Raw genomic sequence first — 25,765 nt, 5'->3', positions numbered from 1 at the left:
GATATTTATAGCTTCAGAGGGCTTTTTCATAGTTTTGAAGGTTGCTATACTGGCACAAATTATTATACCTTAAAAAAGCCTCAAATTATTGCTATGCAATCATTTGAGGTTTTGGCAATTCTCAATTTCTTTGGATTTAAATCTGCTTGAATATCTGCGGAATGTGGGTTCTTGTGGAACGGGCATCTTGCCCCTTCTTGAGACTGGTACAACGTATAACTATCAACCTAGGCGATCGCCAAAATACTTCTGATACAACCGACATCTCGGAATGCAATGATTTCCATCCAATTTCACCAACCCCATACTATTTAACTTAAACCCCAATTCTGACCTCAATCTAACTGGCTGAGAAACACTCACAACCTCTCTCATCGCCTCCATTAATTCCGAATATTTCTCTAAATTCCATAAATGCCGCCGCAAATGATCGCTATAAATTCCCGCTTCTGTTGCAGATTCTTTCACTAACCGCTCTAAAGTCACATCTTGACGCGAAATATGATACATTCCTAGTCGCACTAAATAAGGATTTCCGCCCACTAACCCCATCAATTCTGGAACTTCATTCCCGCTCCAATTCAATCCGTGCCGCTTTGCTAAGTCTTGCACTTGCTGGGAATTAAACTCTGGCAATTCAATCGGCAAACCCACATTAAACGGCGATTTATTCACATCCAGCGGAATATATACTTCCGTAGAATGCACCACAATCAAGCGAAACTTTTTCCAAATATCGCGCCGTTTTGCTTCTTCGTGTAAAGCGCGCAATAACCCAAAAAAGTCGTCGGCAATTTCCGGTGATTCAAACAGGCGATCGCTCTCATCCAACCCTAACGTCAGAGGTTGTGAGGATTCTGAAAGCAAATACTGTTCAAAATAAGCCTTGCAGCACTGATTGCTGCCAATCAAATCGGCTAATTCCCAACACTTGGGCAACTGCTCCAGCATTCCTAACTCTTGACCGATGCTAGCACAAAACCACTGCAAAAATGTATCGGAATTAGCGAATATTTTCCTATTGGCTAGCTGAAAACTCAGCGCTACCGTGCGAGAACCTTGCACTTCTGCATGATGCAAAATTCTCGCCATTAAGGAAGTTTTGCCCATTTGTCTGGGTGCTTTTATGCGGATTAGCGCTCCCGGTTGGGCGATCGTCTCGTAACAGCGGGATTCGATCGGAGGGCGATCGATATAAAAACAAGAAGCTATTTCAACTTGTCCTCCCGGCAATTCTGGCGGTGCTGCTGGCAGGGGTTTAATTATTGACTGTTTAGTGCTATGAATTGCGTTCCATTCTACAGCTAATTCATTGTCGGCAGTTAACGATGTGCGACCTTCTTTGATGATAGTTAAAATTTCTGATAATAACTTGTAGGAGTCGCCAGCACCGCGCCACAGCCAGGGCTGAATTCCGGCTAAATAGCTCAGTAAATCAAAGGAAAGCGGTGTATTTAATTCAATAAAAATCGGTAAAATTGCGGGCTTTTGAGCATTAATATTGTGCAATTCTTTGGCTAGCTGTACTTGTTCCAATACCATTTCGCTAGCGGCCGATTCTTCTGAAATCAGCAACAGCAAATAATCGCAACGCTTTAAATATGAGCCTGACTCGCTGCTGTTGTTAATAAAAAAGACTTCGTGGCCTCCCGCACTCAAAGCTTGGTGTAACTGCTGGGAAAGGGTTTTGTGTGAGGTCGATCCTCTTCGAGGGCTTAGCCAACGCCCGTTGGCGAAGCCCTCGAAGACGATCGCCACTTTTGCCCCCACCAGCACTACCTCCTTTGGCTCTGAATTCGCCTCAAAATCGGCTATATCGCGCCATTCCTGCCCCAATCCGCGACAAATTTCGATGAAATTGGCATAATCCACAGGTTTGCCATTCAGAAAATGGCTGACAGTAGATTGCGCCATCCCTAAATCCTCAGCCAGGATTTTCTGACTGGGGAAGCCATTTCTCAGGAGACAGGATTTAACTGCGCGAATGCACTCTTCGCGCACCCTTAGCGATCGTGGCATTGCTTATCACAATCAAAACACTGAAACCATCATAAATGCCAACCGTACCTAAAGTCGATGAAAAGTCGATGAAAAGTCGATGATTTTTCAAATAACTCAGTCGCCAACTCAAATAGCCACCTGATTAGATTAGAAATAACAAGGTTGAATCCCATCAAAACGAGGTAAAAGCATTGTGTATTCTATCCTAATTTGGTCGCTGGCGTCAGCCACTAATCAACCAGGTTTCGCCTTCACCCCGCCCCTATTCTGGTTGCTGATCGGAGTTGTGCTTAGTGCGATGGAGCTATTAATTATCAAAACTCAGCCCCAAAAATACAGATTTTACCTGCTAATGATGGGAGCTTCGGCTTTAATTGAAGCCTTTATTTTGTGGAGAGGATCTGTAGCATTTCAGTTTAGTTGGGCGAACATAATGTATGAAGATTTTGACTGGCAAATCTTCTACTGGATGGGGATAGCCCTCGCGCTGAGCATCTGGATTAGACCGATTTTCATTGTTCGCAAAAAGTTTGTCATTCCCGAAGCCACGGAAGCGACAACTATCTCCGAAATTTTCCCCGGAGAAACCGGAATGGTGATCTATGAAGGGGCTTCGTGGAAAGCCCGTAATGAAGATTCCCAAGGGGCGATCGCACCCAGACAAAAAGTTTACGTTTTGCGCCGCGAAGGAAACACGCTGATTGTTGTACCTGACAGATTAATTCATATCAACAGCTAAATCTGAGTTAGCTCTTTTATAACTCGGCGAGTTGAATCGCTTCTTGCCAAACAAAGTCCCTCTAAGAGACTAAGAAATCACTATCAACTGTCAACTGTCAACTGTCAACTGTCAACTATTTACCAGGAGATTCACTATGTATCAGTATTTTTTGACGGTATTGTTTGCCATCACCGGAGTATCCTTAGCCAACAGCGTAAAAATTGTCCGTCAAGGAGATGAGGCATTAGTTGAAATTTTCGGAAAGTATGATCGAAAAAAGCTCGAACCGGGTATAACATTTTTGATTCCCTTTGTCGAAACAGTCGCCTATAAACAAACTCTGCGCGAGCAAATTTTAAACTTGCCACCGCAAGAATGCACAACGCGCGATCGGGTGGCTATCACCGTTGATTTTATTGTGTACTGGCGAATCATTGACTTAGAAAAAGCTTCCTACAAAGTGCAGAATCTCAAGGAAGCGATGTTAAATATGCTGATTCTTTCAATTCGGACTCACCTTGCTAAATTATCTGTTGAGGAACTCTACACGGCTCGACATGAGATTAATAATGCTTTAGTGGAAGAGTTGGATACAACGACAGATCCTTGGGGGGTGAAGTTTACGAGAGTGGAATTGCGCGATTTTGCGATCGGCAGTAAAGTGATTCAGCCCACATCCCTTGACCGGAAAGAAGTACAAAAGCTGCGAGCTTAAAGATTAGTATTTCCTCCTTTTCCTCGTTACCAGGCTCTGCCTGGTAACGCAGATCCAGAGGCTCGGCCTCGCCGACTTTAATTCACCTTGTATATACCATTTAAGGAGACAACACCATGACTACAAATCAAGAATCAATAGTTCGCAATGCAGCTTGTCGCGGTTGCGGATGCTTATTACTTATAACCGGTATTGGAGTAATGAATGGGATAGCTCTGCCATTTTATCTAAATAATACCAATAGAAGCAAGCAGTCAGAAGCAAAACAGTATGGTAGCTCAATGAACAAGGCGCAGCAAGCTCACTTTGCTGAAAAAAGTGCTTTTGCCACTTCTGTTAATGCTTTGGAACTTGGGATAAAAACGGAGACAACAAATTACAAGTATTCAGTTCGCGCCACAAAGCAAACTGCTTTTAATTATGGAGTCTCCAAGCAACCACAACTTAAGAGTTATGTCGGCGGTGTCTTTCTAGTTCCTGTTAAAGAAGTTGAGCCAAATGCTGCTAAAGATGGAATAACAACAATATCCATATTCTGCCAAGCTGATTCTCCCGGTACAATTAAACCAGCGGAACCCACCTATGAAAACGGTAAACTTGCTTGTGGGCAAGGCACAAGACAAGTGACCAGATAATCTAACTATACGCAAGATAATGACAGTCGATTACCAATATCAAATCGGCATTCACTTGAGATTTACCGGAGTAAAGTCTTTACTACAAACAGGGAGGGTACAAAACTATGAGTCAACAAGATTCTAAATCAGCTAGCCTTTCACCTAATGGTTGCGGATGCTTATTGCTTTTAATGGGCATTGTAGTAATTGGCGCGATCGCTCTGCCATCATTTCTGGGTGGTTGCAAGGGCTGTAAATATAAGAAAATGGAAGGGATACAGTATGTTAGATCAATGAGCCGAGGTCAGCAAGCCTATTTTGCCGAAAAAAATGCTTTTTCCAGTTCTGTTAAGGCTTTGGTAATTGGCCTTAAAACAGAGACAAAAGTTTTCAAGTATTCAATTCGCGCCACTAAGAAAGCAGCATTTAATTATGCAGTAGCAAAGGAAAACGAATTAAAAAGTTATGTCGGCGGTGTTTTTATTGTTCCGCCAAAAAACTTTGTTCCCAATGCTACCAAAGAGGAAATAACTACAACGTTTATATTCTGCGAAGCTGATTTTCCCGGTAGCATTCAACCAGCGGAACCCACCTATGAAAATGGTAAAACTGCTTGCGGTAAAGGCACAAGACCAATGGTCTCACCAAACTAACTATACGCAATATAATGACAGTCGATTACAAGATTAAATCGGCTTTTAATTGAGATTTACCTGACTAAATTATTTACTACAAACAGGGAGGATACAAAACTATGAGTCAACCAAGTTCTAAATCAGCTAGCCTTGCATCGAATGTTGGTGGATACTTAGTGTTTTTAATGTTGATTGGAGTATTAGCTTCGGTAGCTCTGCCATCCTTTCAGGCTAAGCTTAGGATCAACAAGCAATCGGAACCCAAAGATTATATTAGCTTAATCAACAAACGTCAGCAAGCGTATTTTGCCGAAAAAAGTGTTTTTAGCACTTCTGTTAAGGCTTTAAAAATTCGCATTATTAAAACCGAGACAGAAAATTACAAATATTCCCACCATACAACAAAAAAAGCAACATTTAATTATGGGATATCAAAGCAAAAAGACCTTAAAAGCTATGTCGGGGGAGTCTTTGTAATTCCTGCTACAAAAGTTGAGTCATATTCTTCTAAAAATCTAATAACAACCACATCTATATTGTGCCGAGCTGATTCTGCTGGTACAATTAAACCACCAGAACCAACTTATCAAAATGGTAAAATTGCTTGTGCTACAGGCACCATAGAACTGAGACAAACTTATGAATAGAGGCAATATAACGACAGTCGATTACCAATATCAAATCAGCATTCACTTAAGATTTACCGAACTAAAGTTCTTACAACAAACAGAGAGGGTACAAAACAATGAGTCAACGAAATTATAAATCAGCTAGCCTTGCATCGAATGTTGGTGGATGTTTAGTGGTGATTGGAGTATTAGCTTCGGTAGCTGTGCCATCCTTTCAGGTTAAGCTTAGGAACAAAAAGCAATGGGAACCCAGAGATTATATTAGCTTAATCAACAAACGTCAGCAAGCGTATTTTGCCGAAAAAAGTGTTTTTAGCACTTCTGTTAAGGCTTTAAAAATTCGCATTATTAAGACCGAGACAGAAAATTACAAATATTCGCACCATACAACAAAAAAAGCAACATTTAATTATGGAGTCTCAAAGCATAAAAATCTTAAAAGCTGTGTCGGTGGAGTTTTTATAATTCCTGCTCTCAAAGGTGAGTCAAATCCTTCTAAAAATAAAAAAATGACCACATCTATATTGTGCGGAGCTGATTCTGCTGGTACAATTAAACCACCAGAACCAACTTATCAAAATGGTAAAATTGCTTGTGCTACAGGCACCACAGAACTGAGACAAACTTATGACTAGGGGCTAGATCATGACAGTCGATTACCAATATCAAATCGGCGGCAGTCTCCCGCAAAATGCACCTACTTATGTAGTGCGACAAGCTGACTCAGAACTTTATCAAGCCCTCAAAGCTGGAGAGTTTTGTTACGTACTCAATTCCCGACAAATGGGCAAATCCAGTTTGCTGGTGCGAACTGTACAAAAACTCTCGGCTGATGGCATTGCCTGTGCTACGATCGACCTTTCGGACATTGGCAACCAGCAAGTCTCTCTAGATAAGTGGTACGGCGGCGTCGCTTACAAGCTATTGTGCAGCTTCAACCTGTTTAACCCAGTCGAGTTTATGGCTTGGTGGCGGGAGAGAGAGTTGATGTCGCCGGTGCAGCGCTTAGGAGAGTTAATTGAAGAATTGCTGCTGGTCAAAATTTCTCAAAACCTGGTCATTTTTATTGATGAAATTGATAGCGTTCTGAGTTTCCAAGAACCGCTAGACGATTTCTTTGCATTAATTAGATGTTGCTACAATAAACGGGCTCACAATTCAGAATACCAGCGCATTACATTTGCTTTGCTGGGAGTAGCTACCCCATCGGATTTAATTAGCGATGCAACTCGCACGCCATTTAATATCGGGTTAGCTATTGAATTGCACGGTTTTAACTTACAAGAAGCTCTGCCTTTAGCAAAGGGATTTGAGGGAAAAGTAGAGAATCCTCAAGAGGTTTTAAAAGAGATTTTGGACTGGACGGGAGGGCAGCCATTTCTGACTCAAAAGCTTTGCAAGCTGATTTTGCACCATGTAAAAAGCTTAGCTTCGGCTTCTATTATATCATACTCAACGGATGAAAGCAAAACTAAAAATTTTCGTACAAATCAATTATTAATTAGCGAGATCGTGCAATCTCATATTATTGATAATTGGGAATCATCCGATGAACCGGTACACATCAAAACAATTCGCGATCGCCTTCTCAGAAGTCCGCACCGCGCCAGTAGGTTATTAGGACTATATCAAAAAATATTGCCACTTTCAGAACTCCCCGATTGTAGGGGCTGTGCCCCCGTGCCCGCCCTGGTAGGGGGAATCTGGGCGGATGATACTCCCGAACAAACAGAATTGCGGCTGAGCGGATTAGTAGTAAAACGAGCCGGGAAATTAACCGTATCCAACCGCATTTACGCAGCTATATTCAGCCATAACTGGGTAGAAAAAGCACTCGGCGACTTGCGCCCCTATGCTGAATCCCTAACAGCATGGATAGCTACAAATTGTCAAGACGAATCTCGCTTGTTGCGCGGTCAATCACTGGAAGATGCCAGACAGTGGGCGGCAAATAAAAGCTTGAACACCCAAGATTATCAATTTTTAGGTGCGAGTCAAGAAGCGGAATTTGCCAAATTGCGCGATCGCGAAAAACAAACTCAAGCTGAAATGGAACAACTGCGCCGCGAAAAAAAGTTACTAGAGGAACTAAGCGAAGCACAAAAGCAGAAAAAAGCGATTGCAGTTAAACTTTGGCGCGAGCAACAACTGAGAGTGCAAACAGTTACAGGAGCCGCAGTCATATTAATATCAATCCTGATAGTAACTTTTTGGGTTAAACCGTCAATCGAAGAAAGAAACAACAAAATCCTCACTCTCAGTTTGCTATCAGAAACCCTATTTGCTGCGGATAAGAAAGAAGAAGCTTTGCTAGAAAGCATTCGAGCTGTTACAGAAATGAAACGATCGCTCGGAGTCAGCTCAGATATTCAGATGCGAGTGGCGATCGCCCTCGAACAGGCAGTTTACAACTTTCGGGAACGCCGCCGCTTGCAGACTCAAGCGAGTACCCTTGCTTTCGCGATTTTCAGTCCCGACAGTCAAACAATTGTGACTGCTACCGATGATAATTATATCAAGCTTTGGCAAACTAATGGAACTTTGCAAGCAACATTAACAGGGCATACTGATAAAATTATTAGGGCAATTTTCAGTCCGAGCGGTCAGATGATTGTCTCTGCCAGCAACGACAAAACTCTCAAAATTTGGCAAAAAGATGGCAAGTTAATTCATGATATCAAAGGACAAAGCGGTCAAATAACAAGCGTTTCTTTTAGTCCAGATGGTAAAATTATTGCTTCAGCAAGTACCGATGGAACAGTTAAACTATGGAAAATAAACGGTGAAGAATTCTTAAGTTTAAAAGTGGATCGAGGTTGGATAATCAGCGCAAATTTTAGCCCAGACGGTCAGATAATTGCTGCGGCTGGTACAGATGGCACTATTAAACTTTGGAGCTTGAGAAAGGTTATGGAAAAGTTACAAAAACAGCAGTCAATCGAAGCCAGCACCGATATCAAATTGCTCAGAACTTTACAGATGGAAAGTGATAAAATTATGAGTGTAACTTTCAGTCCCGATGGAGCAATGCTGGCGGCTGCAAGTGCTGGAGGAACTGCGACAATTTGGAGCAAAGACGGCACACCGCTAAGTATTTTAAAGCATACAAGTGGAGTGACAAGTATTAGCTTTAGTCCCGACAGTCAAATTTTGCTATCTGCAAGCACAGACAAAATGCTGAGGCTGTGGAACATTGACGGTACATTGCTCAAAACTTTAAAAGGTAACAAGGATGCTGTTTGGAGTGCGAGTTTTAGTCCAGACGGCAAAGCGATCGCTAGTGCTAGTGCTGACGGTACGGTGATGCTGTGGAATTTTAATCTTGACGATTTATTGCAGCAGGGTTGTAATGGAGCCAGCAATTATTTGCAGACAAATCCGATCGCCAATCAAAACAATCGCCACCTCTGCGATGGGATTGGAACTCAGTCGGAACTCACGCAAAAAAAACCGGGTCAATCGATTTTAGATTTTAGATTTTAAATTTTAGATTTTAGAATTGAGATTAAAGAATTGAAGCATTGACCATACGGATAAATTCGGTGGCTTTTATCCTGGAGGCTTTCGGTCAAAATGTTGAGTTTTGCAGCAAAGTATCTAGGCAGAAACTGGCTTTTTGACCAAGATTTTCAAAGGTGGTACCCGCCACGTGATTTATCCGTGGAATCAATCCAAAATGTCAAATCGAAAATCCTCAAGCCCCCGCATCTCGCGCAAGTCAATCTAAAATCTAAAATCTAAAATCTAAAATCGATTGACCGCCCATGCGTCTAGGGCTGATATCGTTAAAATTGGTAGCAGGTAATAGGTAATAGGTCAGCCCGATCGGTGTATTCAACTCTAGAGCAAAAGTACCAGCGCCTGCAAAAAGACTTAACGGGCGGAGTCATCGCCCTGGGCGGCATTTTCTGCACGGGTACTCTCTGGTATTGGCAGGTGGAAAAATGGTCTTTGCTAGATGCCGCTTACATGACAGTATTTACCCTAGCAACTGTGGGCTACGGTGAACTTCAGCCCCTCGGTCAACGCGGGCGAATGTTTACTATATGCCTGATTTTGATGGGTGTGATTGTGATTGGTTTCATCGTCAACCGCTTTACAGAAGCGCTGATTGAAGGATATTTTCAAGAAGGAGCAAGAATTAGGCAGCAGCGACGATTGGTAGATTCTTTGATCGGGCATTACATTCTCTGCGGTTTTGGGCGCACTGGCCGCCAAATTGCCTTGGAATTTCAGGCCGAATATATCTCTTTTGTGGTGATAGATTCGGCGATACAGTCGGTTGAGGCAGCTTTGGCGCTGGGGTACACGGCTGTGCAAGGAGACGCGACTTTGGACGAAACTTTGGTAAATGTAGGCATCGATCGCGCAATTTGCATAGTAGCAGCTTTGCCTTCGGATGCCGAGAATTTATACACTGTCATGTCAGCGAAAACTCTGAATCCGAAGGTACGGGCGATCGCCCGCGCCACCACAGAAGAAGCGGTAAAGAAGTTGCAGCGGGGCGGCGCCGATGCCGTCGTATCCCCCTACATTACCGGGGGAAAGCGCATGGCGGCGGCGGCTTTGCGGCCTCAAGTTATGGATTTTTTAGACGGTGTTTTGACTGGTACCGACAGTTCTTTTTACATGGAAGAATTTTTGGTCGATCCCAATAGTTGTGTCTACGTTGGGGAAACTTTGAGAAATGCCAAGTTGCGATCGCAATCGGGGGCCTTGGTTTTAGCAGTGCGGCGCGCTGGCGGGACTTTGATTGTCGGGCCTACCGGAGAAACTGCGATCGAAGGAGGAGATATGCTGATTTGTTTGGGTACTGCTGAACAACTGCGAACTCTCAATCAAATCCTCAGTCCCCTGAGTTTTCGCATCCCCCGGCCCCCGAACTAATACGATGTCAGGTTTGTAGTCAGGAATGTAAGTCCTCTGTTGACTGTTGACTGTTGACTGTTGACTGTTGACTGTTGACTGTAGAAGGAGTGGTCGAAAAACTGAATTGTTGAGTGTTAAATGTTGAGTCGATTTTATTATTCCAATGAAACCGGAAATAATATGATATCAAATCCGTTGGCATCGGAATTATTCATCTCTCTCTTCCCTTTCTCTGTGTCCTCTGCGGTTTCATCATTCCGATACAACCGGAATTGATATGACAACTGACTGTTTGGACATTTGAACAATACCGATGCAACCGGAAACGATATGATTGAAAAAATTCATAATCTCCACCACACAAGGATTTAGGGCAAATAAAAATGCTCTCGGCTACTTGGCCGAGAGCATTTTTGAGCAGTTAAACTGCCTTTTGCTACAGATTTGCTACATTCTCACAAATCCTAAAATCAAAAATCGCTGAAACTGCAAGCCGATGGTGGGATTTGAACCCACGACCGTTCGATTACGAATCGAATACTCTACCCCTGAGCTACATCGGCACAGACAATTTTGAATTGTAGCACAAATATAGCGAAAAAAGCAAGGAGTTGTAGAATTTAATTCAAAACTCCACAACCCCTAGCTCACAAACAGTTAAACGGTCACTTCCGTGTCAGTTGAGCCGCCTCTGGCCCCGGAATAAACCAAACCCCGCTGCATATCCAGCGTCAGCATAGTTCCGTCCCGAATTACCCGCGTGGCATTCTTCACGCCCACCATCACCGGCACGCCCAAGCGCAAACCGATAATCGCCGCGTGAGAAGTCAAACTGTCCTCCTCCGTCACCACACCTGCGGCTTTCCGAATCATCTCCACAAAAGCGACGCTTGTGTGTTCCACTACCAAAATTTCTCCTGCGTGGAAATTGCCTACATCCGCAGCAGTGCGAGCAACCCTAGCCATGCCACTCACCGATCCCAAACCGACACCGGTGCCTTTGCCTAAAACTGCTGTCACTACCTCAACTTTGATCAAATCCGTCGATCCCGCAACCCCTTGCAGAGTACCGGCGGTCATCACCACTAAATCTCCGTCGCACACTAACTCTTTTTCCTGGGCGACTGTCATGGCAGAGTGAAATGTCTGGCCGGTGGAGGGCAAATCCAACACCAGCAAAGGTTTTACTCCCCATACTAATTGCAGTTGTCTGGCTACGTCTACGTGAGGAGTAACTGCCAAAATCGGAGTTTTGGGTCGGAATTTCGAGACATTTCGGGCTGTGGCGCCGGTTTTGGTCAGCGTCATGATGGCCGCCGCGTTCAATTGTTCGGAGATTTGGCTGACTGCTTGGCTGATACCGTTGGGGATCGATCGACCAATATCTTCTACATTCCTAATATTCCGTTTAATTCCTTCCCTCTCCATCCGCACCGCAATTCTCGCCATCGTCGCCACCGCTTCGACGGGAAACTTGCCGACAGCAGTTTCATTCGAGAGCATCACGGCATCAGTTCCGTCAAGAATCGCGTTTGCCACGTCGGAAATCTCGGCGCGGGTGGGACGGGGATTGTTGACCATGCTGTCGAGCATCTGGGTAGCGGTAATTACCGGAATACCCAGGCGGTTGGAGGTAGCAATCAGCCGCTTTTGCAAAATCGGCACATCTTCGGCGGGTAGTTCCACTCCCAAATCGCCGCGGGCGACCATCACCCCGTTGCAAAGGGTGAGAATTTCCTCCATTTGTTCGATCGCCTCGTGCTTTTCGATCTTGGCAATCACCGGTACTTGCTTGCCCGCACTGGCAATCAGCTCTTTAATTTCGAGCACATCTTGGGGATTCCGCACAAAGCTCAGGGCTACCCAATCGACACCTTGGTCGAGGCCGAACATTAAATCTTTGCGGTCTTTATCAGTCAGCGCTTTAATTGAGAGGTAAACTCCTGGAAAATTCACGCCTTTGTTGTTGGAAAGCGGCCCCCCGACTACGACGCGGCAGTACAATTCCCGCGCCCCGCGGTCTACTTTTTCGACCAGCATTTCCACTTTGCCGTCGTCGAGCAGAATTACTGCTCCCTCTGGAACTTCGTCTGCTAGGGGGTCGTAGGTGACGGAAGAAATGAGCTCGGTGCCGGGAACTTGGCGACTGGTGAGAATGAAAGGATCGCCGTTTTTGACAACTATAGAGCCTGTCTCAAAGCGCCCTAAACGAATTTTTGGGCCTTGGAGGTCTTGGAGGATGGCAACCGGCTGGTTGAGTTCAAAGGATGTTTGCCGGATTAAGCGAATGCTGCGCTGGTGGTCTTCTTCTGTTCCGTGGGAAAAGTTGAGTCGCAAAGTTGTGGCACCTGCTTCTATGAGCTGGCGCAGCACTTGTGGGTCCGAGGTTGCTGGGCCAATGGTGGCGACGATTTTAGTCCGGCGTAGGGCTTTTGGCAATTGCATCAGCGGTGTTCTGGGGAGGCAGGTGGATTTCTTGTGTAAATTTCGGCTAACGTTTCATTTTTGCACTACAAGCAATGACGCTAGTCTCAAGTCTTAAAAATTTTGATAGTCGTCAAAAAAGCAGGTATTGAACAATATATAGAATATCTGACTTTTTACCGATCGGTAATTTTTTCTTCGGGAGCGCTCTTTTTTGCAAATTTTTCGCTTTCAGGCTTGACATAAATACAGACATACCCATTGATTTTATGTAGTCTGCTGAACTATTTTGGCTAATTTAGCACTGGTATCCTTGCACAACATCAATATTTTCCTGTTTGTGCAGAGGCTAGTTTCTGGCGATCGAACTCTGTTCTTTCATGCCTTGAGGCTGAGGTTCCTGACAAAACTTTACTATTGTCCGGCTTGTATCTTATACTACGCAAGTGTGAAATATTAAGGAGTCTTAACAAAAATGTCGGAGGCAGGACGGCCGCTGACAGTGCCGAAAGAGTTTCTGAGTCCTCCCGGTGACTTTAATCCGACACTACTGCTGTTTTTGAGTGCAGTAGCGATTATCGTGATTTCTTACTTGGGTTTCTGGTATTGGGAATGGCCCCAATGGTGCTGTTTTTCGCTGAACGTGTTGGCTTTGCACATGGCTGGAACTGTGATTCACGATGCGTCTCATAATGCGGCTCATCGCGATCGCACAGTTAATGCTATTTTGGGACACGGTAGCGCGCTGATGTTGGGTTTTGCTTTCCCGGTGTTTACGCGGGTACATATGCAGCATCACGCCCACGTTAATGACCCAGATAACGATCCAGACCATTATGTTTCGACTGGCGGGCCTTTGTGGTTGATTGCTGCGAGGTTTTTTTACCACGAGATTTTCTTTTTTAAGCGCAAACTGTGGCGGAAATACGAACTCTTGGAATGGTTTCTCAGCCGTTTGTTTGTCGTAGCGGTGGTGTATATTGCCATTCAGTACGATCATTTAGGTTACGTGCTGAATTTTTGGTTTTCTCCTGCTTTGGTGGTAGGGTTGGCCTTGGGGTTATTTTTTGATTATTTGCCGCACCGTCCGTTTCACGAGCGCGATCGCTGGAAAAATGCCAGAGTATATCCTAGTCCTATTCTAAATATCTTGATTTTGGGGCAGAATTATCATCTGATTCATCACTTGTGGCCTTCCATTCCTTGGTACAATTACAAGCCTGCTTATGAGGCTGTCAAGCCGCTGTTGGATGAGAAAGGTTCTCCTCAAACTTTGGGAATATTGGAAGGGAAAAAGGACTTTTGGAGTTTTATATATGACATTTTTTTAGGGATTAGGCTGCATCACAAGAAAGCGTCTGATTGATGACAAAAAACCCGGCTTCTCAAAGAAACCGGGTTTTTTTTCTAATAAAAGCTTTTAAGCATATATCCCCGGGGCAGGTTTTGTACTGTATCAAGTCCCGTAAAAAATAAACCCACCTGTAATGGTGAGTTAACTTTTAAATCAAGCCCAAAGTGAATCTATTATTTTTCCCCAGCCACCGCCACCGCTAAATTCCTATCCGGGCGCAAATTTTGAGCTCCCCGCAAATAAGGATGATAAATTTCAGTATTTGCCGGCCAATTGACGTGAATTAAAAACCGGATGCAGCGTTCCAAAGCACCCTCAACGTGCATTTGCTGCACGTCCAACAAAGGAACATTACACCAATGAGGACGTTCGCGGGCGATCGCAGCCGGAAACACAGCATCTAAATCACGAGTAGCAGAAAACGTAGCACTAATAATTAATTCTGGATTAATATCATTTTTTGCTTCTAATTCATCTAATAATTCTCTCACCGCTTCTCGAATTGCTGCCACCGAATTCTCGCTAGCAGTAGTTGCCCCACGAATCCCCCGCACTTGCCACTCCACGCAAATTTCCTCCATATTTTTGTTATTAGTCATTAGTCATTAGTCATTAGTTATTAGTCATTAGTCATTAGTCATTAGTCATTAGTCATACTAAATTAGGCTTAAATACCCAGTTTATTTCTTAGTCCCCCCTTGAGTGGACTTCGTTTGTGTAGTTTGACCTCGAACTCGTAGGCGAAGCCAGCGGGAAGCGCTTATGACGGGCGAAGCGCCACATTTGAGTTTGAGGTCAACAGATTTCAATCGCCCAATCATCCAGGGAGTAACTAATGACTACTGACTCCTGACCAATGACTAATTTATTTAATCACGGGCGATACATCCATAGCGGCAAACCGCTAGTAGAAAGCTCGAATTCCAGCAAATTATTGTAAGCTGAAAGCCCGGATATATCCAGACTACTCCCCAAGACACGATTTAGGAAAGGTTTTTGTTTTTCTAGGGTGCAAGACTCGGTTTTTTCCGGGTCGAGGCCTGCGAGTTCGGCGGCAAGGCGGCGAGCGTCCTCTTCTGTTCCCAGTCGATCGACCAAACCCAATTCTAAGGCTTGCTGACCGGTAAAAACGCGACCATCGGCAAAACTTTTCACTTTCTCAACAGCCAAGTTCCGGGCTTCCGCAACGGTTTCCACGAATTGCTGGTAGCTGGTGTCGATCAAGTCTTGCAGAATTTGCTGTTCAGGATCGGTCAATTCGCGATCGAATGCCAAGATATCTTTATACGGCCCCGATTTAATCACCTGAAAAGAAACGCCTACTTTTTCTAACAGCCGTTCTAGATTGTTGCCCCGGATAATCACGCCAATGCTGCCAGTAATTGTACCGGGATTAGCAACGATATGTTCGGCTCCCATGCCGATGTAAACTCCGCCAGAAGCTGAAATATTGCCAAAACTGGCAACAATTTTGACTTTTTCGCGCAAACGCTTGAGCGCGCTGTAAATTTCCTGGGAATCGCCCACAGTGCCGCCGGGGCTGTCTATCCGCAGCAGCAAGGCGGGAAATTTGCGTTCTTCAACGGTTTTGAGAGCTTCTAGGACTCGTTTACGGGTTTCTCCGGCAATGGCGCCGGTGATTTCGATACGGGCGATTTGTTTGCGGTAGCGGGGCTTGAATGGCCAAATCATGGGCAGTGTACAGGCAATGTTACGAATTTTTGTAGCTAACTTCTTATAGTGTGCCTTATTCATAGGGGTAGATGTTGTGGCATTTAGGAACAGGCAAGATGCCTGTTCCACCTTGATTTTGTGGAACAGGCATCTTGCCTGTTCATAATGGCCGAGATTTGTGCGATCGCATTTAACTCAACACCAATATATAATTGTAAAAATTGCTTAACAAAACTACATCATCCCCACGAGAATCAATCTCATCAATTATTTGGAGTCTCCGCCATGCAGCTAAAACTTACCGATTCAAAACTACCTTTTGCCCCGCTGTTGCTAATTGCGCCATTTTTCCTGTGGGGAACCGCGATGGTAGCGATGAAGGGGGTGATGCCGCACACAACGCCACTGTTTGTGGCATTCGTGCGTCTAGTACCTGCGGGTGCGTTGGTGCTGCTGGCGGCGGCATTCATGGGAAAACCGCAGCCGCAGGGTTGGAAAGCTTGGCTGTGGATTTCGCTGTTTGCTTTGGTTGACGCTACTTTGTTTCAAGGCTTTTTAGCTGAAGGTTTGGCGAGAACCGGTGCCGGCTTGGGTTCGGTGATGATTGATTCTCAACCGCTAGCTGTGGCGATTTTATGTTTGTGGCTGTTTCAAGAAAAAATTGGTTTTTGGGGCTGGTTGGGATTAGTTATTGGCGTTGCTGGGATTAGTTTGATCGGGTTGCCCGATGGCTGGATTTTGGGGCTTTTTCATCCTGAAAACGCGCAGGTTTCTGCGGGTATCGAACAGTTGTTTCAGGGTGGAGAATGGTTGATGCTGTTGGCTGCTTTGTCGATGGCTGTGGGTACGGTTTTGGTGCGCTGGGTTTGTCGTTATGTTGACCCGGTGGTGGCGACTGGTTGGCACATGATTTTGGGCGGTTTGCCGCTGTTGGCAATTTCGGCTGCAACTGAGTCTGAACAGTTTGTGAATATCGATTTTTCCGGCTGGATGGCGTTAGCTTATTCTACTGTGTTCGGAAGTGCGATCGCCTACGGTTTATTCTTTTATTTTGCTTCGAGTGGCAGTCTAACAAGTTTAAGTTCTCTTACCTTTCTTACGCCTGTTTTTGCTTTGCTGTTCGGCAATTTGTTCTTGGGCGAAGTGCTCAATCCACTGCAATCGATGGGGGTTGGGCTGACTTTGGTGAGTATTTATTTGATTAACCAGCGGGATACTTTGGGTGAGAAATTGCGAAAAATGCGGCAGGGTGAAGCGAGTGCAGAAGTTGAAGCAACAGGATTGTTAGAGTCGTCTGAGTTGAATTCTGTAGAATTACCCGTGCAGTTGCGGGTTAGCGAATTGGAATCAGAAGTTTAGCACTTTGAGCAATTTAGGGAGAATCAGTTAATTCAAGAATTAACTGATTTGGAGTTACAATCCTAGGAGTATTAACCGGAAAATCTCGCGGGTTGCGGGTGACAATGGCATCAATTAGATTGATTACAGCAGTGCTGTACTGAATCGCATCTTCAAAATCCTTGAATTTGCAAGTTAATGCCATTGAAATAACAGAATTATCTACTGTTGCTACTTGACAAAATGTGGCTAACTGCCGCAAAAAATCCAGCGTCCAATCGCGGCCTCTGTCTCTGCGGATAATATAGTAAAGGTCGCTAAAAGTTGAGGCTGAAATATAGCCTTGAATTTGTGCTTCTTCAACAAAAGTTAAAATGCGATCACTCTCAGCAAAGAAAGGTTCTCGTTCGAGCGCAACATCTACTATTATATTGGTGTCTATCAGGATTTTCACAAGTTATGTTTCTCCTTTAAATATTCCCATTTTGCTTGTTTGTCGGGATCGTCAAAATCCAGCGGTTCCGGTACAGCATCTCGATCGAATAAACCTTGAAATGCCTTCACGTTAGTTTTAAACTTTTTTTGAGGTGCTTCAGGTGCGACATTTTCTGACGCGCTGGCTTGTTTAACCGTATCAGGTAGCTGCAAGACGATGATTTCTACATCTCCCGGCGGCATATTCACAGGTTCCACAACTACCAAGTTGCCAGTTGCATCGATTTTACCTCTAAGTTTGTATGCTTGCATGGTAATCTCCGGTAACTATGTTTCTATTATATGACATAATAACTTGCTTCATTACCAATCCTCTTCATCACCAATCTTAATGTCTCTGCTTTTAATCTCTTCTATAAAAGTTTTTAAACTGGGATTTTCTGAGTAATGCTTCATCAAAACTTTATGCTTGCGATATTGTTCTGAAATTACTCGATAATATTCAGGATTTTTAGCATGAGCGTCGATCGTAAAATTGTGTTTTTTCTGAACTGGCCGATTTAAAGTATCGAGACAGTTCTTAAATTTAGATTTTTTCTTTGGGTCGGTATAATACAGTGGAAGCAACCAACACTCAATAGAATGTACGGAGATTGCAAATATAATTTTTTGTTGATATTTGCTGTAAAAATCATCGCCGCTTGCACCCCTAAACTTTTCAATAACTTTTTCAATTAACTGCTGAGGAGTAAATTCACCGTTTTCATCTTGCTTGGGGATATTATAATCTTCTGAAACATCCGTATCTATTTGGATAATGATATAATCAATAAATTGCAATGCTTCTTGAAAATCTCTTGACTTACAATAATTAAAAACTAGAGTCCAGCCGCCGTAGGTGGATTTATTCTCATTGTCTTTATCTCTTTCTGGTTGAAGTTGTCTGATATCTAAATCGGGACTATTGAAATATCCAGCTAAAATATTCTCAATAACAATCTGGTCAGTAAGTCCCTCTGTAACTAATCCAAAACTAATCATATTAAAAATTTTTAGGAAGTCCGCCGATATAGCCCCTCAAAAACGCCTCTGATAATTTTACAGGTTCTTGTCCCTCTAGAGGTTCAGGTTTTAGAATGCGTCTAGCTTTAGTATGCCCTAATTGGTTGCGGTAGATCACAAACAGCCGCTGTTCATCATCATCTAAATCTAAACCGTCCAAAACTGCCGGGTTGTGGGTTGTGAATATAACTTGTTTGTCGTGTTTTTTTGCTAATTCGACTAATTCTTGCATTAATCTGCGACACAATCTGGGGTTGAGGGAAGCGTCAATGTTATCTATTGCAAAAAAACTCGGCGTGAGATCGCTAATGAACAAGGCAAAGTAAAAGAGTAAAAATAAAAAGCCTTCATTAGAACTTCTTTGATCGAAATAGCTTAAATCAATGTCTAAATATTTATCTTTTATTGGGAGATAGCTTTGCATTGGTGATAAATTTTTAGGGACTTCAAAATCTTTAAACCAATCTATCAATTGCAGCTTTTCTTTAATTTGATTGAGTCGATTTGGGTTTTCCTCTGACTTCAAAACCTTTATCAGTTTAAATAATCCTTCACCATTAATGCCTAACGGTTGAATTTGTCCTTCTTTTTCAAAAGTGCGTAATGCTTGGTTTTCGGGAGAGTAAATTGTGAATTTAATTAATTTAGAATTAGAAGAAAAATTGTTAAACCATCTTTTTAATAATGCAATGTTTTTTGGCACTTCTTCTTCTTCTATTTCTATACTGACTCTAAAATTTTCTATTTCAAAAAAAACTGTATTTAGTTTTTTTTGAAAGCTTTCTTTTTGTGATTTTTCAGAAACCTCTTGTGAATCTTCTATTAATATAACCTCTTCGGCTTTACCTGAGTTTGAATCAACATTTTCCAAAGAAATTTCAGGAGCGCTCACGAAGTTTTTATTGACCCATTGAGAATAGGGAGAGTTATCATGATCTAAAATACAATTAAAGCTTTTTCCATCATTTTCTTTGAGATCAATTTTGATATTTTTAACCAAATTTTCCATTTCAAAGGCCGATCGCATAAATTGAGGTTCTGTAACTCTGATGCCCCGAGAAGCTAAAAACTCGTTATCCAGCTTATCATCTGCCGCCGCAGAAGCCAGGGCGATCGCCTCTAGGATATTGCTTTTGCCGCAGCCATTTTCACCGATCAATACAGTTACTCGTCCTAATTCTAGCTTCAGCTTTTGAATGGACTTATAATTTTCGATTCTGACTTCTCCTATCATAATTCAATCCCATATAATCTTAGTGTACTCATTGTATCTCCGATCGCATGAATCTCAAGGAACGCTTGCACAGCCATCTGATTCAAATTGTACGCGATCGCAACCCATACCTCGCATCCGAAGGGCATTTTTATGCTCAGCAATACATCCGCGAACAGTTGGCACAGTGGGGAACTGTAGAAATTGACGATTTTTCGGTGCGCGGGCGAATTCATCACAATTTTATCTTGGATTTACCCCCCCTCAGTCCCCCCCTTGCTAAGGGGGGGAAGCAAGAAGAATCACCCCTTGCTAACGGGGGGAAGCAAGAAGAATCACCCCTTGCTAAGGGGGGAAAGCAAGAGAATCTGGGTATTGAAAAGCGGATTAATAAGCGGTTGCCGCCGATCGTAATTGGTGCTCATTACGATACTGTACCCGGATCACCTGGGGCCGATGATAATGCTACTGGTGTTGCTGTTTTGCTGGAACTCGCAAGGGCGATCGCATCTGGGCCGCTCAAATATCCAGTGCAATTAGTTGCCTTCGATATGGAAGAATACGGTTGTTTGGGAAGCAGTCATCATGCAGCTAAATACAAGCAACAGCAAGAGTCAATCCGGTTAATGATTTGTTTGGAAATGTTGGGTTATTGCAACCATAATCCTAATTCTCAAAGCTATCCCGCAGGCTTGAAATATTTTTATCCAAATAGTGGCAATTTTATTGCTTTAATTGGCACTTTGCGGACGGTTCCCGATTTGATTAATTTGAGTGGCAAAATTCGCAAATCTGGTCAGCCCTGTGAGTGGCTACCAGTGCCTAATCGAGGTTTAATTGTGCCGGATACTCGCCGCAGCGATCATGTTCCTTTTTGGGATAATGGTTATCCGGCTATTATGGTGACTGATACTGCTAATATGCGAAATCCGCATTATCATCGAGAAAGCGATAGGATTGAGACTTTGGATTTGGATTTTCTGGCTGGTGTTTGTCAAGGGTTAGTCAAGGGCATTCGACATCTATAATTAACATGATCGATCGCCTGCTAGTTTGAGCGGCCAGAAATTATGACTTTTATGATCCGAAGTTATGAATTTTATGAATTGACTCGAACAGAAGTTTGTTGAATACTTGTAAATTAGTCAAGCAAAAATTTTAGAAAAAAGAGATATGAATCCTACTTATCCCGATCGCACTCGCTGGCAATTCTGGATCGATCGCGGTGGCACTTTTACCGATATTGTCGCCAACAGCCCCGACGGTAAATTAGTCATTCACAAGCTGCTGTCGGAAAACCCGGAACGCTACACCGACGCCGCAGTTCAAGGAATTCGCGACATTCTGGGAATTCCCGCCGACGCATCGATACCTGCGGCCGAAATTGAAGCGATTAAAATGGGGACGACGGTGGCGACAAATGCTTTGCTGGAACGAAAGGGCGATCGCACAGTTTTGTTAATTACTAAAGGTTTCGGCGATGCGCTTAGAATTGGCTATCAAAACCGCCCGAATATTTTCGCGCGTCACATTGTTTTGCAGGAGATGCTGTACGATCGAGTTATTGAAGTTGCAGAACGCTACAGCGCTCAAGGTGAGGAGTTAACTGCTGTCAATACCGAGTTTATCCCGTCTTTGCAGCAAGCATACGATGAGGGAATTCGCAGTTGTGCGATCGTATTCATGCACGGCTACCGCTACTCGGAACACGAAAAACAAGTTGCTAAAATAGCGAAAGAAATTGGCTTTCCTCAAATTTCAGTATCTCACGAAGTTAGCCCGCTGATGAAACTGGTTTCGCGGGGAGATACTGCGGTTGTCGATGCTTATTTATCTCCGATTTTACGGCGTTATGTCGAACAAGTAACAAGTCAATTAAGAGAGGCAGAGCCTCTGGATATGGGTTCCCAGGCACAGCCTGGGAACGAGGCTGTTGGGGCGGGCACCGGGGCACCGCCCCCCAAATTAATGTTTATGCAATCGAATGGCGGCTTAGTGGACGCGGCACAATTTCAAGGAAAAAACAGTATTTTATCCGGGCCTGCTGGGGGAATTGTCGGTGCAGTTCAAACGAGCAAAAAGGCAGGTTTTGATAAAATTATTACCTTTGATATGGGCGGAACTTCGACAGATGTTGCCCATTTTAACGGCGAATACGAACGCGAATTTGAGACGGAAATTGCTGGGGTGAGATTGCGATCGCCCGTGATGGCAATTCACACTGTAGCAGCCGGCGGCGGTTCAATTGTCTTTTTTGACGGGGCTCGCTACCGCGTCGGGCCGGAGTCCGCAGGGGCCAATCCTGGGCCCGCTTGCTATCGCAAAGGCGGCCCCTTGACGGTGACTGATTGCAATGTGATGTTGGGGAAAATTCAACCGGATTTTTTCCCGAAAGTATTTGGATTGAATGGAGATTTGCCGATCGCCCCTGAGGTAGTAAACCAAAAATTTGTGCAATTAGCGGGGGAAATTGGGGGCGAGAGGACGGCCGAAGAGGTGGCGGAGGGTTTTTTGGCGATCGCGGTGGAAAAGATGGCAAATGCTGTCAAAAAAATCTCGCTTCAGCGCGGTTACGATGTTTCGGAGTATACATTGTGCTGTTTCGGGGGTGCGGGCGGCCAACACGCTTGTGCGATCGCCGATGCTTTGGGGATGAAACGGGTATTTATTCACCCTTATGCGGGTGTGTTGTCCGCTTACGGTATGGGTTTGGCTGATGTGCGGGCTATTCGCGAAAGGGCGATCGAGCAACAATTAAATGCAGAATTATTACCTGATTTGCATTATATTTTAACCGAATTGGAGGCAGATGGAAAGAGGGAATTGAACCGCAGAGGCGCAGAGAACACAGAGAATGTGTCAGAGGTTTTAGTTGTTAGCAAGTTGCGTTTAAAATATCAGGGAAGTGACTCGGTTTTGGCGGTCAATTTTGCTGACAATATTGAGGCGATGCAGGCTGAATTTGAAGCAGCCCACCGACAGCGTTACAGTTTTATTATGCCAGAAAAACCGCTGATTGTGGAAGCGGTTTCCGTGGAAGTTGTAGAAAGAATGGATGTGCCGGAAGCCTCCACAATTTCCCCCTCTTGTGGCACGGGCATCTTGCCTGTGCAACCAATTTCAACCGTGCAAACCTATGTTGCTGGCGGGTGGCGGGAAACGCCTGTTTATCAGAGAGACGATTTGCGATCGGGCGACTGCATAGAAGGCCCTGCTATGATTGTTGAAGCTACGGGAACTAATATCATAGAACCGGGCTGGGAAGGGGAAATCACCGAAAATAACGATTTAATTTTGAACCGCAGATGCACGCAGATGGACGCAGATAATATCCGCGTTCATTCGGGTTTATCTGCGGCTAAATCCGATCCGGTTTTGCTGGAAATTTTTAATAATTTGTTTCGGGCGATCGCGGAACAAATGGGAGTCACATTGCAAAACACAAGTTCCTCAGTCAACATCAAAGAACGTCTCGACTTTTCCTGTGCAATTTTCGACAAACACGGGCAATTAGTTGCCAACGCGCCGCACATTCCCGTACATCTGGGCTCGATGAGCGAAAGCGTTGAAGCTTTAATTTTAGCACAAGGCAATGCGATTCAACCGGGCGATGTGTATGTTTCTAACAATCCCTACAACGGCGGCACGCATTTACCAGATATCACCGTTATTACTCCAGTATTCGATCGTGATTCCTGCCTTCCTTTGTTTTATGTGGCCTCGCGGGGACACCACGCCGACATCGGCGGCATTACTCCCGGTTCCATGCCTCCTAACAGTACAACAGTAACTGAAGAAGGTGTATTGCTTGACAATTTCCTGTTAGTAAGCGAGGGCAATTTTCGAGAAGAACAATTACTAGAACTTCTGACATCGGGTAATTTTCCAGTTCGCAATTCTCCTCAAAATATAGCCGATTTGCAAGCACAAATTGCTGCTAACAAGCGCGGCGCCGAAGAACTTCTCAAGATGGTAGAACATTATGGATTAGAGACTGTGCAAGCTTATATGGGCTTCGTACAAGACAATGCGGAAGAGTCGGTACGCAGGGTAATTGATGTTTTGCAAGATGGCGAATTTACTTATCCGATGGATAGTGGCGGACAAATTAAGGTAGCGATTACAATTGACAAATCTGCGCGCAGTGCAAAAATAGACTTTAGTGGCACTTCTGCTCAACAATCCAACAATTTTAATGCTCCCGCAGCCGTGTGCAAAGCCGCTGTTTTGTATGTTTTCCGCACGTTGGTAGATGACGATATTCCTCTCAATGCTGGCTGTTTGAAACCTCTCGAAATCATCAATCCCGAAGGCTGTATGCTAAATCCTCGCTATCCAGCGGCGGTAGTTGCCGGCAATGTGGAAACATCGCAGAATATTACCGATGCTTTGTATTGTGCGTTGGGAGTGATGGCGGCTTCTCAGGGAACTATGAATAATTTTACCTTTGGAAATCAGCGCTATCAATATTATGAAACTATTTGCGGCGGTTCGGGGGCTGGTGCAGATTTTGACGGCACTGATTCGGTACAAACTCACATGACTAATTCGCGTTTAACCGATCCCGAAGTATTAGAGTGGCGGTTCCCAGTGTTGTTAGAAAGTTTTGAAATTCGGGCTAATAGTGGGGGGAATGGATGTCATCGCGGCGGTAATGGAGTTGTGCGGCGAGTGCGGTTTCGGGAAGCGATGACGGCGGGAATTTTATCGGGGCGGCGGGTGATTTCTCCTTGCGGTTTGAAGGGGGGTGAAGCCGGTAAAGTTGGACGGAATTATGTTGAAAAGGTTGATGGAAAGGTTGAGGAGTTGGGAAGTACGGCGAGTTTGGAAATGCAGCCGGGGGATGTGTTTGTCATTGAGACTCCGGGGGGTGGAGGATATGGTTATTTATAGTAGTAATATCAACTCCGGTAGCATCGGAATTAATATTACCCACAGTCAGGACACGGCACTGCTGCGTCCTCGGTATCATTCTGATGCTACCGGAAACGATATAAGTAAGCGATCTTTTTTAATTTATCGTGATGAACCGACACGCATTGTTCCGGTGAAAATTCTTTTTTAGGGGAAGTAATATAGCCAGAGTTTTTGATAACTTTTCTGATGTGTGAAAAGCCCGATCGCACAAGTGAAAAGTATATATTATCTTGAAAGAGGGACAAAATGCCAGAAATACCGCTCTGCTGGCACCGCACCGCTAAAAAATAGCCCTCAACTCTGGAATGTCGATCGACAAATCGTGTAGAATCGGGCTGCACCAGCATTTATTCCCAAAACCTTTCCAGAACAATTGTGCAAACACCTAATTTTTCAGAACTCAACCATCCTGTAGTCAAATCCCTGTTCCATCACAGCGACCAGGAATTATTGACTCTGTTTCAAAACCATCCCGATCAGGGTAGGTTTTTCACGGCGATTTTTTGCCGCTACGCTCAAATAGTCCACTCCCTGATTCGCCATTCCGTACGATCGCCCGTACAAGGCGATTACCTGTTTGCCCACACTTGGCTGCACATCTATCACGAACTGCGAGGCCTCGATTTGCGCCGCGAGATCCAAGAGTCTGATGGCGGAAATCTTAGTCTCCAAAACTGGCTGATTAATGTCACCGCCGTCTGCATCAATCAAGCTGAATTGCCCCCTGTTGAGTCGATTCACTACTCTTTGCAATCGGCTCCGCCTCCCCTGTGGTGTTACGTCAAACAAGCCTTGGAGTTGTTAGCGCCGCTGCCGCGTTTAGTGGTGTTGATGGCTCAGACTTTCCGCTGGAGCGAAACTCGAATTGCAGCTTATTTGCAAGCAGAAGGCGAAGCCATTTCGCCCGCTCAGGTAAAGGCTTTGCTGCAAAAAGGATATCAAACTTTAGAATCCAACTTGCCGGAGGATATTCGGGCTATTTATCTCGATGAAAATCTCGATTATCAAGAAGCACTTGTCTAGATATACACCATACAAATCCGCCATTTCTAGTTGTAGATACTGTCTTGACCTGTCAAGGGGTAGCAAGTAAATAATTGGGGTCGAAAGGCTTTTGGGACTTTAAAATACCAAAAGCCAAATGCACCAATTTCCGCATCA

At 44.2% G+C, this 25,765-nt stretch carries 21 protein-coding genes and 1 tRNA gene; 13 read left to right on the top strand and 9 right to left on the bottom strand.

Annotated features, from left to right (window positions below; all coding sequences use genetic code 11):
* Positions 1-222 precede the first annotated feature (222 nt).
* Positions 223-2,019, bottom strand: a complete 1,797-nt coding sequence (locus tag Q5691_RS23895; protein ID WP_333347483.1) for an AAA-like domain-containing protein — start codon at positions 2,017-2,019, stop codon at positions 223-225.
* Between the two features lie 175 nt (positions 2,020-2,194).
* Between Q5691_RS23895 and Q5691_RS23890 the strand changes: the two genes are divergently transcribed.
* The 8 genes from Q5691_RS23890 (at position 2,195) to Q5691_RS23855 (ending at position 10,205) form a co-directional block, all read left to right on the top strand.
* Positions 2,195-2,740 carry an NfeD family protein gene (locus Q5691_RS23890; protein WP_333212920.1) on the top strand — a complete coding sequence of 182 codons (546 nt, stop codon included), beginning with the start codon at positions 2,195-2,197 and terminating at the stop codon, positions 2,738-2,740.
* Positions 2,741-2,876: 136 nt separating this feature from the next.
* Positions 2,877-3,437 (top strand): SPFH domain-containing protein, encoded by a 561-nt coding sequence (locus Q5691_RS23885; RefSeq protein WP_333212919.1) that lies wholly within the window; start codon positions 2,877-2,879, stop codon positions 3,435-3,437.
* Positions 3,438-3,553: 116 nt separating this feature from the next.
* Positions 3,554-4,072, top strand: coding sequence for a type IV pilin-like G/H family protein (locus Q5691_RS23880; RefSeq protein WP_333212918.1), 519 nt, complete (start codon positions 3,554-3,556; stop codon positions 4,070-4,072).
* Positions 4,073-4,179: 107 nt separating this feature from the next.
* Positions 4,180-4,707: a type IV pilin-like G/H family protein gene (locus Q5691_RS23875; RefSeq protein ID WP_333347481.1), complete on the top strand. Its 528-nt coding sequence runs from the start codon at positions 4,180-4,182 to the stop codon at positions 4,705-4,707.
* Between the two features lie 101 nt (positions 4,708-4,808).
* The gene (locus Q5691_RS23870) at positions 4,809-5,336 is read left to right on the top strand and encodes a type IV pilin-like G/H family protein (protein WP_333212916.1); all 528 of its coding nucleotides are present in this window, start codon (positions 4,809-4,811) and stop codon (positions 5,334-5,336) included.
* A gap of 98 nt (positions 5,337-5,434) precedes the next feature.
* The gene (locus tag Q5691_RS23865; protein ID WP_333347478.1) at positions 5,435-5,953 is read left to right on the top strand and encodes a type IV pilin-like G/H family protein; all 519 of its coding nucleotides are present in this window, start codon (positions 5,435-5,437) and stop codon (positions 5,951-5,953) included.
* A gap of 10 nt (positions 5,954-5,963) precedes the next feature.
* The gene (locus Q5691_RS23860; protein ID WP_333347476.1) at positions 5,964-8,801 is read left to right on the top strand and encodes an AAA-like domain-containing protein; all 2,838 of its coding nucleotides are present in this window, start codon (positions 5,964-5,966) and stop codon (positions 8,799-8,801) included.
* Between the two features lie 345 nt (positions 8,802-9,146).
* Positions 9,147-10,205, top strand: a complete 1,059-nt coding sequence (locus Q5691_RS23855) for a potassium channel protein (RefSeq protein ID WP_333212913.1) — start codon at positions 9,147-9,149, stop codon at positions 10,203-10,205.
* Between the two features lie 473 nt (positions 10,206-10,678).
* Here the strand turns inward: Q5691_RS23855 and Q5691_RS23850 are convergent.
* Both Q5691_RS23850 and pyk read right to left on the bottom strand, forming a co-directional pair.
* A tRNA-Thr gene (locus Q5691_RS23850) sits at positions 10,679-10,750 on the bottom strand.
* A gap of 94 nt (positions 10,751-10,844) precedes the next feature.
* Positions 10,845-12,632 carry a pyruvate kinase gene (gene pyk / locus Q5691_RS23845; protein WP_333212912.1) on the bottom strand — a complete coding sequence of 596 codons (1,788 nt, stop codon included), beginning with the start codon at positions 12,630-12,632 and terminating at the stop codon, positions 10,845-10,847.
* A 454-nt stretch (positions 12,633-13,086) separates the two neighbouring features.
* Here pyk and crtR point away from each other — a divergent pair, with 454 nt between their 5' ends.
* Complete coding sequence (gene crtR, locus Q5691_RS23840) at positions 13,087-13,977, top strand: beta-carotene hydroxylase (RefSeq protein WP_333212911.1); 891 nt, start codon at positions 13,087-13,089, stop codon at positions 13,975-13,977.
* Between the two features lie 161 nt (positions 13,978-14,138).
* On the opposite strand, the gene aroH is transcribed toward crtR, so the two are convergent.
* Both aroH and sppA read right to left on the bottom strand, forming a co-directional pair.
* Complete coding sequence (gene aroH, locus Q5691_RS23835; RefSeq protein WP_333212910.1) at positions 14,139-14,564, bottom strand: chorismate mutase; 426 nt, start codon at positions 14,562-14,564, stop codon at positions 14,139-14,141.
* 274 nt (positions 14,565-14,838) lie between these two features.
* Positions 14,839-15,657 carry a signal peptide peptidase SppA gene (gene sppA / locus Q5691_RS23830; RefSeq protein ID WP_333141974.1) on the bottom strand — a complete coding sequence of 273 codons (819 nt, stop codon included), beginning with the start codon at positions 15,655-15,657 and terminating at the stop codon, positions 14,839-14,841.
* 267 nt (positions 15,658-15,924) lie between these two features.
* Between sppA and Q5691_RS23825 the strand changes: the two genes are divergently transcribed.
* The gene (locus Q5691_RS23825; protein ID WP_333347473.1) at positions 15,925-16,998 is read left to right on the top strand and encodes a DMT family transporter; all 1,074 of its coding nucleotides are present in this window, start codon (positions 15,925-15,927) and stop codon (positions 16,996-16,998) included.
* Between the two features lie 13 nt (positions 16,999-17,011).
* Here the strand turns inward: Q5691_RS23825 and Q5691_RS23820 are convergent, their stop codons facing one another.
* From Q5691_RS23820 to Q5691_RS23805, 4 genes are read right to left on the bottom strand one after another with little or no spacing between them, the layout of a single operon-like run.
* Positions 17,012-17,431 carry a PIN domain-containing protein gene (locus tag Q5691_RS23820; protein WP_333347470.1) on the bottom strand — a complete coding sequence of 140 codons (420 nt, stop codon included), beginning with the start codon at positions 17,429-17,431 and terminating at the stop codon, positions 17,012-17,014.
* Positions 17,428-17,724, bottom strand: coding sequence for a hypothetical protein (locus Q5691_RS23815; RefSeq protein ID WP_333347467.1), 297 nt, complete (start codon positions 17,722-17,724; stop codon positions 17,428-17,430). Before Q5691_RS23815 ends, Q5691_RS23820 begins: the two co-directional genes overlap by 4 nt.
* A 51-nt stretch (positions 17,725-17,775) precedes the next feature.
* Entirely contained in the window at positions 17,776-18,453 is a 678-nt protein-coding gene (locus tag Q5691_RS23810) for a phage tail protein (RefSeq protein ID WP_333347464.1), read from the bottom strand.
* A gap of 1 nt (position 18,454) precedes the next feature.
* Entirely contained in the window at positions 18,455-19,708 is a 1,254-nt protein-coding gene (locus Q5691_RS23805; protein ID WP_333347461.1) for an AAA family ATPase, read from the bottom strand.
* Positions 19,709-19,755: 47 nt separating this feature from the next.
* Between Q5691_RS23805 and Q5691_RS23800 the strand changes: the two genes are divergently transcribed.
* From Q5691_RS23800 to Q5691_RS23790, 3 genes are all read left to right on the top strand, one after another.
* On the top strand, positions 19,756-20,715 hold the full coding sequence (locus Q5691_RS23800; RefSeq protein WP_333212904.1) for a M20/M25/M40 family metallo-hydrolase: 960 nt from the start codon (positions 19,756-19,758) through the stop codon (positions 20,713-20,715).
* 145 nt (positions 20,716-20,860) lie between these two features.
* The gene (locus tag Q5691_RS23795; protein ID WP_333347458.1) at positions 20,861-24,580 is read left to right on the top strand and encodes a hydantoinase B/oxoprolinase family protein; all 3,720 of its coding nucleotides are present in this window, start codon (positions 20,861-20,863) and stop codon (positions 24,578-24,580) included.
* 399 nt (positions 24,581-24,979) lie between these two features.
* Entirely contained in the window at positions 24,980-25,627 is a 648-nt protein-coding gene (locus Q5691_RS23790) for a sigma-70 family RNA polymerase sigma factor (protein ID WP_333125558.1), read from the top strand.
* Positions 25,628-25,765 lie beyond the last annotated feature (138 nt).

The organism is Microcoleus sp. w1-18aA5 (assembly GCF_036701705.1).
In the GTDB taxonomy this organism is placed as follows: Bacteria; Cyanobacteriota; Cyanobacteriia; order Cyanobacteriales; family Microcoleaceae; genus Microcoleus.
This window is presented reverse-complemented; position numbering and strand designations above follow the sequence as displayed.

Bases quoted from the DNA above. Each gene is read 5' to 3' on its own strand.
- Q5691_RS23870 (WP_333212916.1), top strand. From the start codon at position 4,809: ATGAGTCAACCAAGTTCTAAATCAGCTAGCCTTGCATCGAATGTTGGT.
- Q5691_RS23860 (WP_333347476.1), top strand. From the start codon at position 5,964: ATGACAGTCGATTACCAATATCAAATCGGCGGCAGTCTCCCGCAAAAT.
- sppA (WP_333141974.1), bottom strand. From the start codon at position 15,657: ATGATTTGGCCATTCAAGCCCCGCTACCGCAAACAAATCGCCCGTATC.
- pyk (WP_333212912.1), bottom strand. From the start codon at position 12,632: ATGCAATTGCCAAAAGCCCTACGCCGGACTAAAATCGTCGCCACCATT.
- Q5691_RS23800 (WP_333212904.1), top strand. From the start codon at position 19,756: ATGAATCTCAAGGAACGCTTGCACAGCCATCTGATTCAAATTGTACGC.
- Q5691_RS23805 (WP_333347461.1), bottom strand. From the start codon at position 19,708: ATGATAGGAGAAGTCAGAATCGAAAATTATAAGTCCATTCAAAAGCTG.
- Q5691_RS23815 (WP_333347467.1), bottom strand. From the start codon at position 17,724: ATGCAAGCATACAAACTTAGAGGTAAAATCGATGCAACTGGCAACTTG.
- Q5691_RS23865 (WP_333347478.1), top strand. From the start codon at position 5,435: ATGAGTCAACGAAATTATAAATCAGCTAGCCTTGCATCGAATGTTGGT.
- Q5691_RS23885 (WP_333212919.1), top strand. From the start codon at position 2,877: ATGTATCAGTATTTTTTGACGGTATTGTTTGCCATCACCGGAGTATCC.
- Q5691_RS23895 (WP_333347483.1), bottom strand. From the start codon at position 2,019: ATGCCACGATCGCTAAGGGTGCGCGAAGAGTGCATTCGCGCAGTTAAA.
- Q5691_RS23875 (WP_333347481.1), top strand. From the start codon at position 4,180: ATGAGTCAACAAGATTCTAAATCAGCTAGCCTTTCACCTAATGGTTGC.
- Q5691_RS23880 (WP_333212918.1), top strand. From the start codon at position 3,554: ATGACTACAAATCAAGAATCAATAGTTCGCAATGCAGCTTGTCGCGGT.
- Q5691_RS23810 (WP_333347464.1), bottom strand. From the start codon at position 18,453: ATGATTAGTTTTGGATTAGTTACAGAGGGACTTACTGACCAGATTGTT.
- Q5691_RS23825 (WP_333347473.1), top strand. From the start codon at position 15,925: ATGCAGCTAAAACTTACCGATTCAAAACTACCTTTTGCCCCGCTGTTG.
- aroH (WP_333212910.1), bottom strand. From the start codon at position 14,564: ATGACTAATAACAAAAATATGGAGGAAATTTGCGTGGAGTGGCAAGTG.
- Q5691_RS23795 (WP_333347458.1), top strand. From the start codon at position 20,861: ATGAATCCTACTTATCCCGATCGCACTCGCTGGCAATTCTGGATCGAT.
- crtR (WP_333212911.1), top strand. From the start codon at position 13,087: ATGTCGGAGGCAGGACGGCCGCTGACAGTGCCGAAAGAGTTTCTGAGT.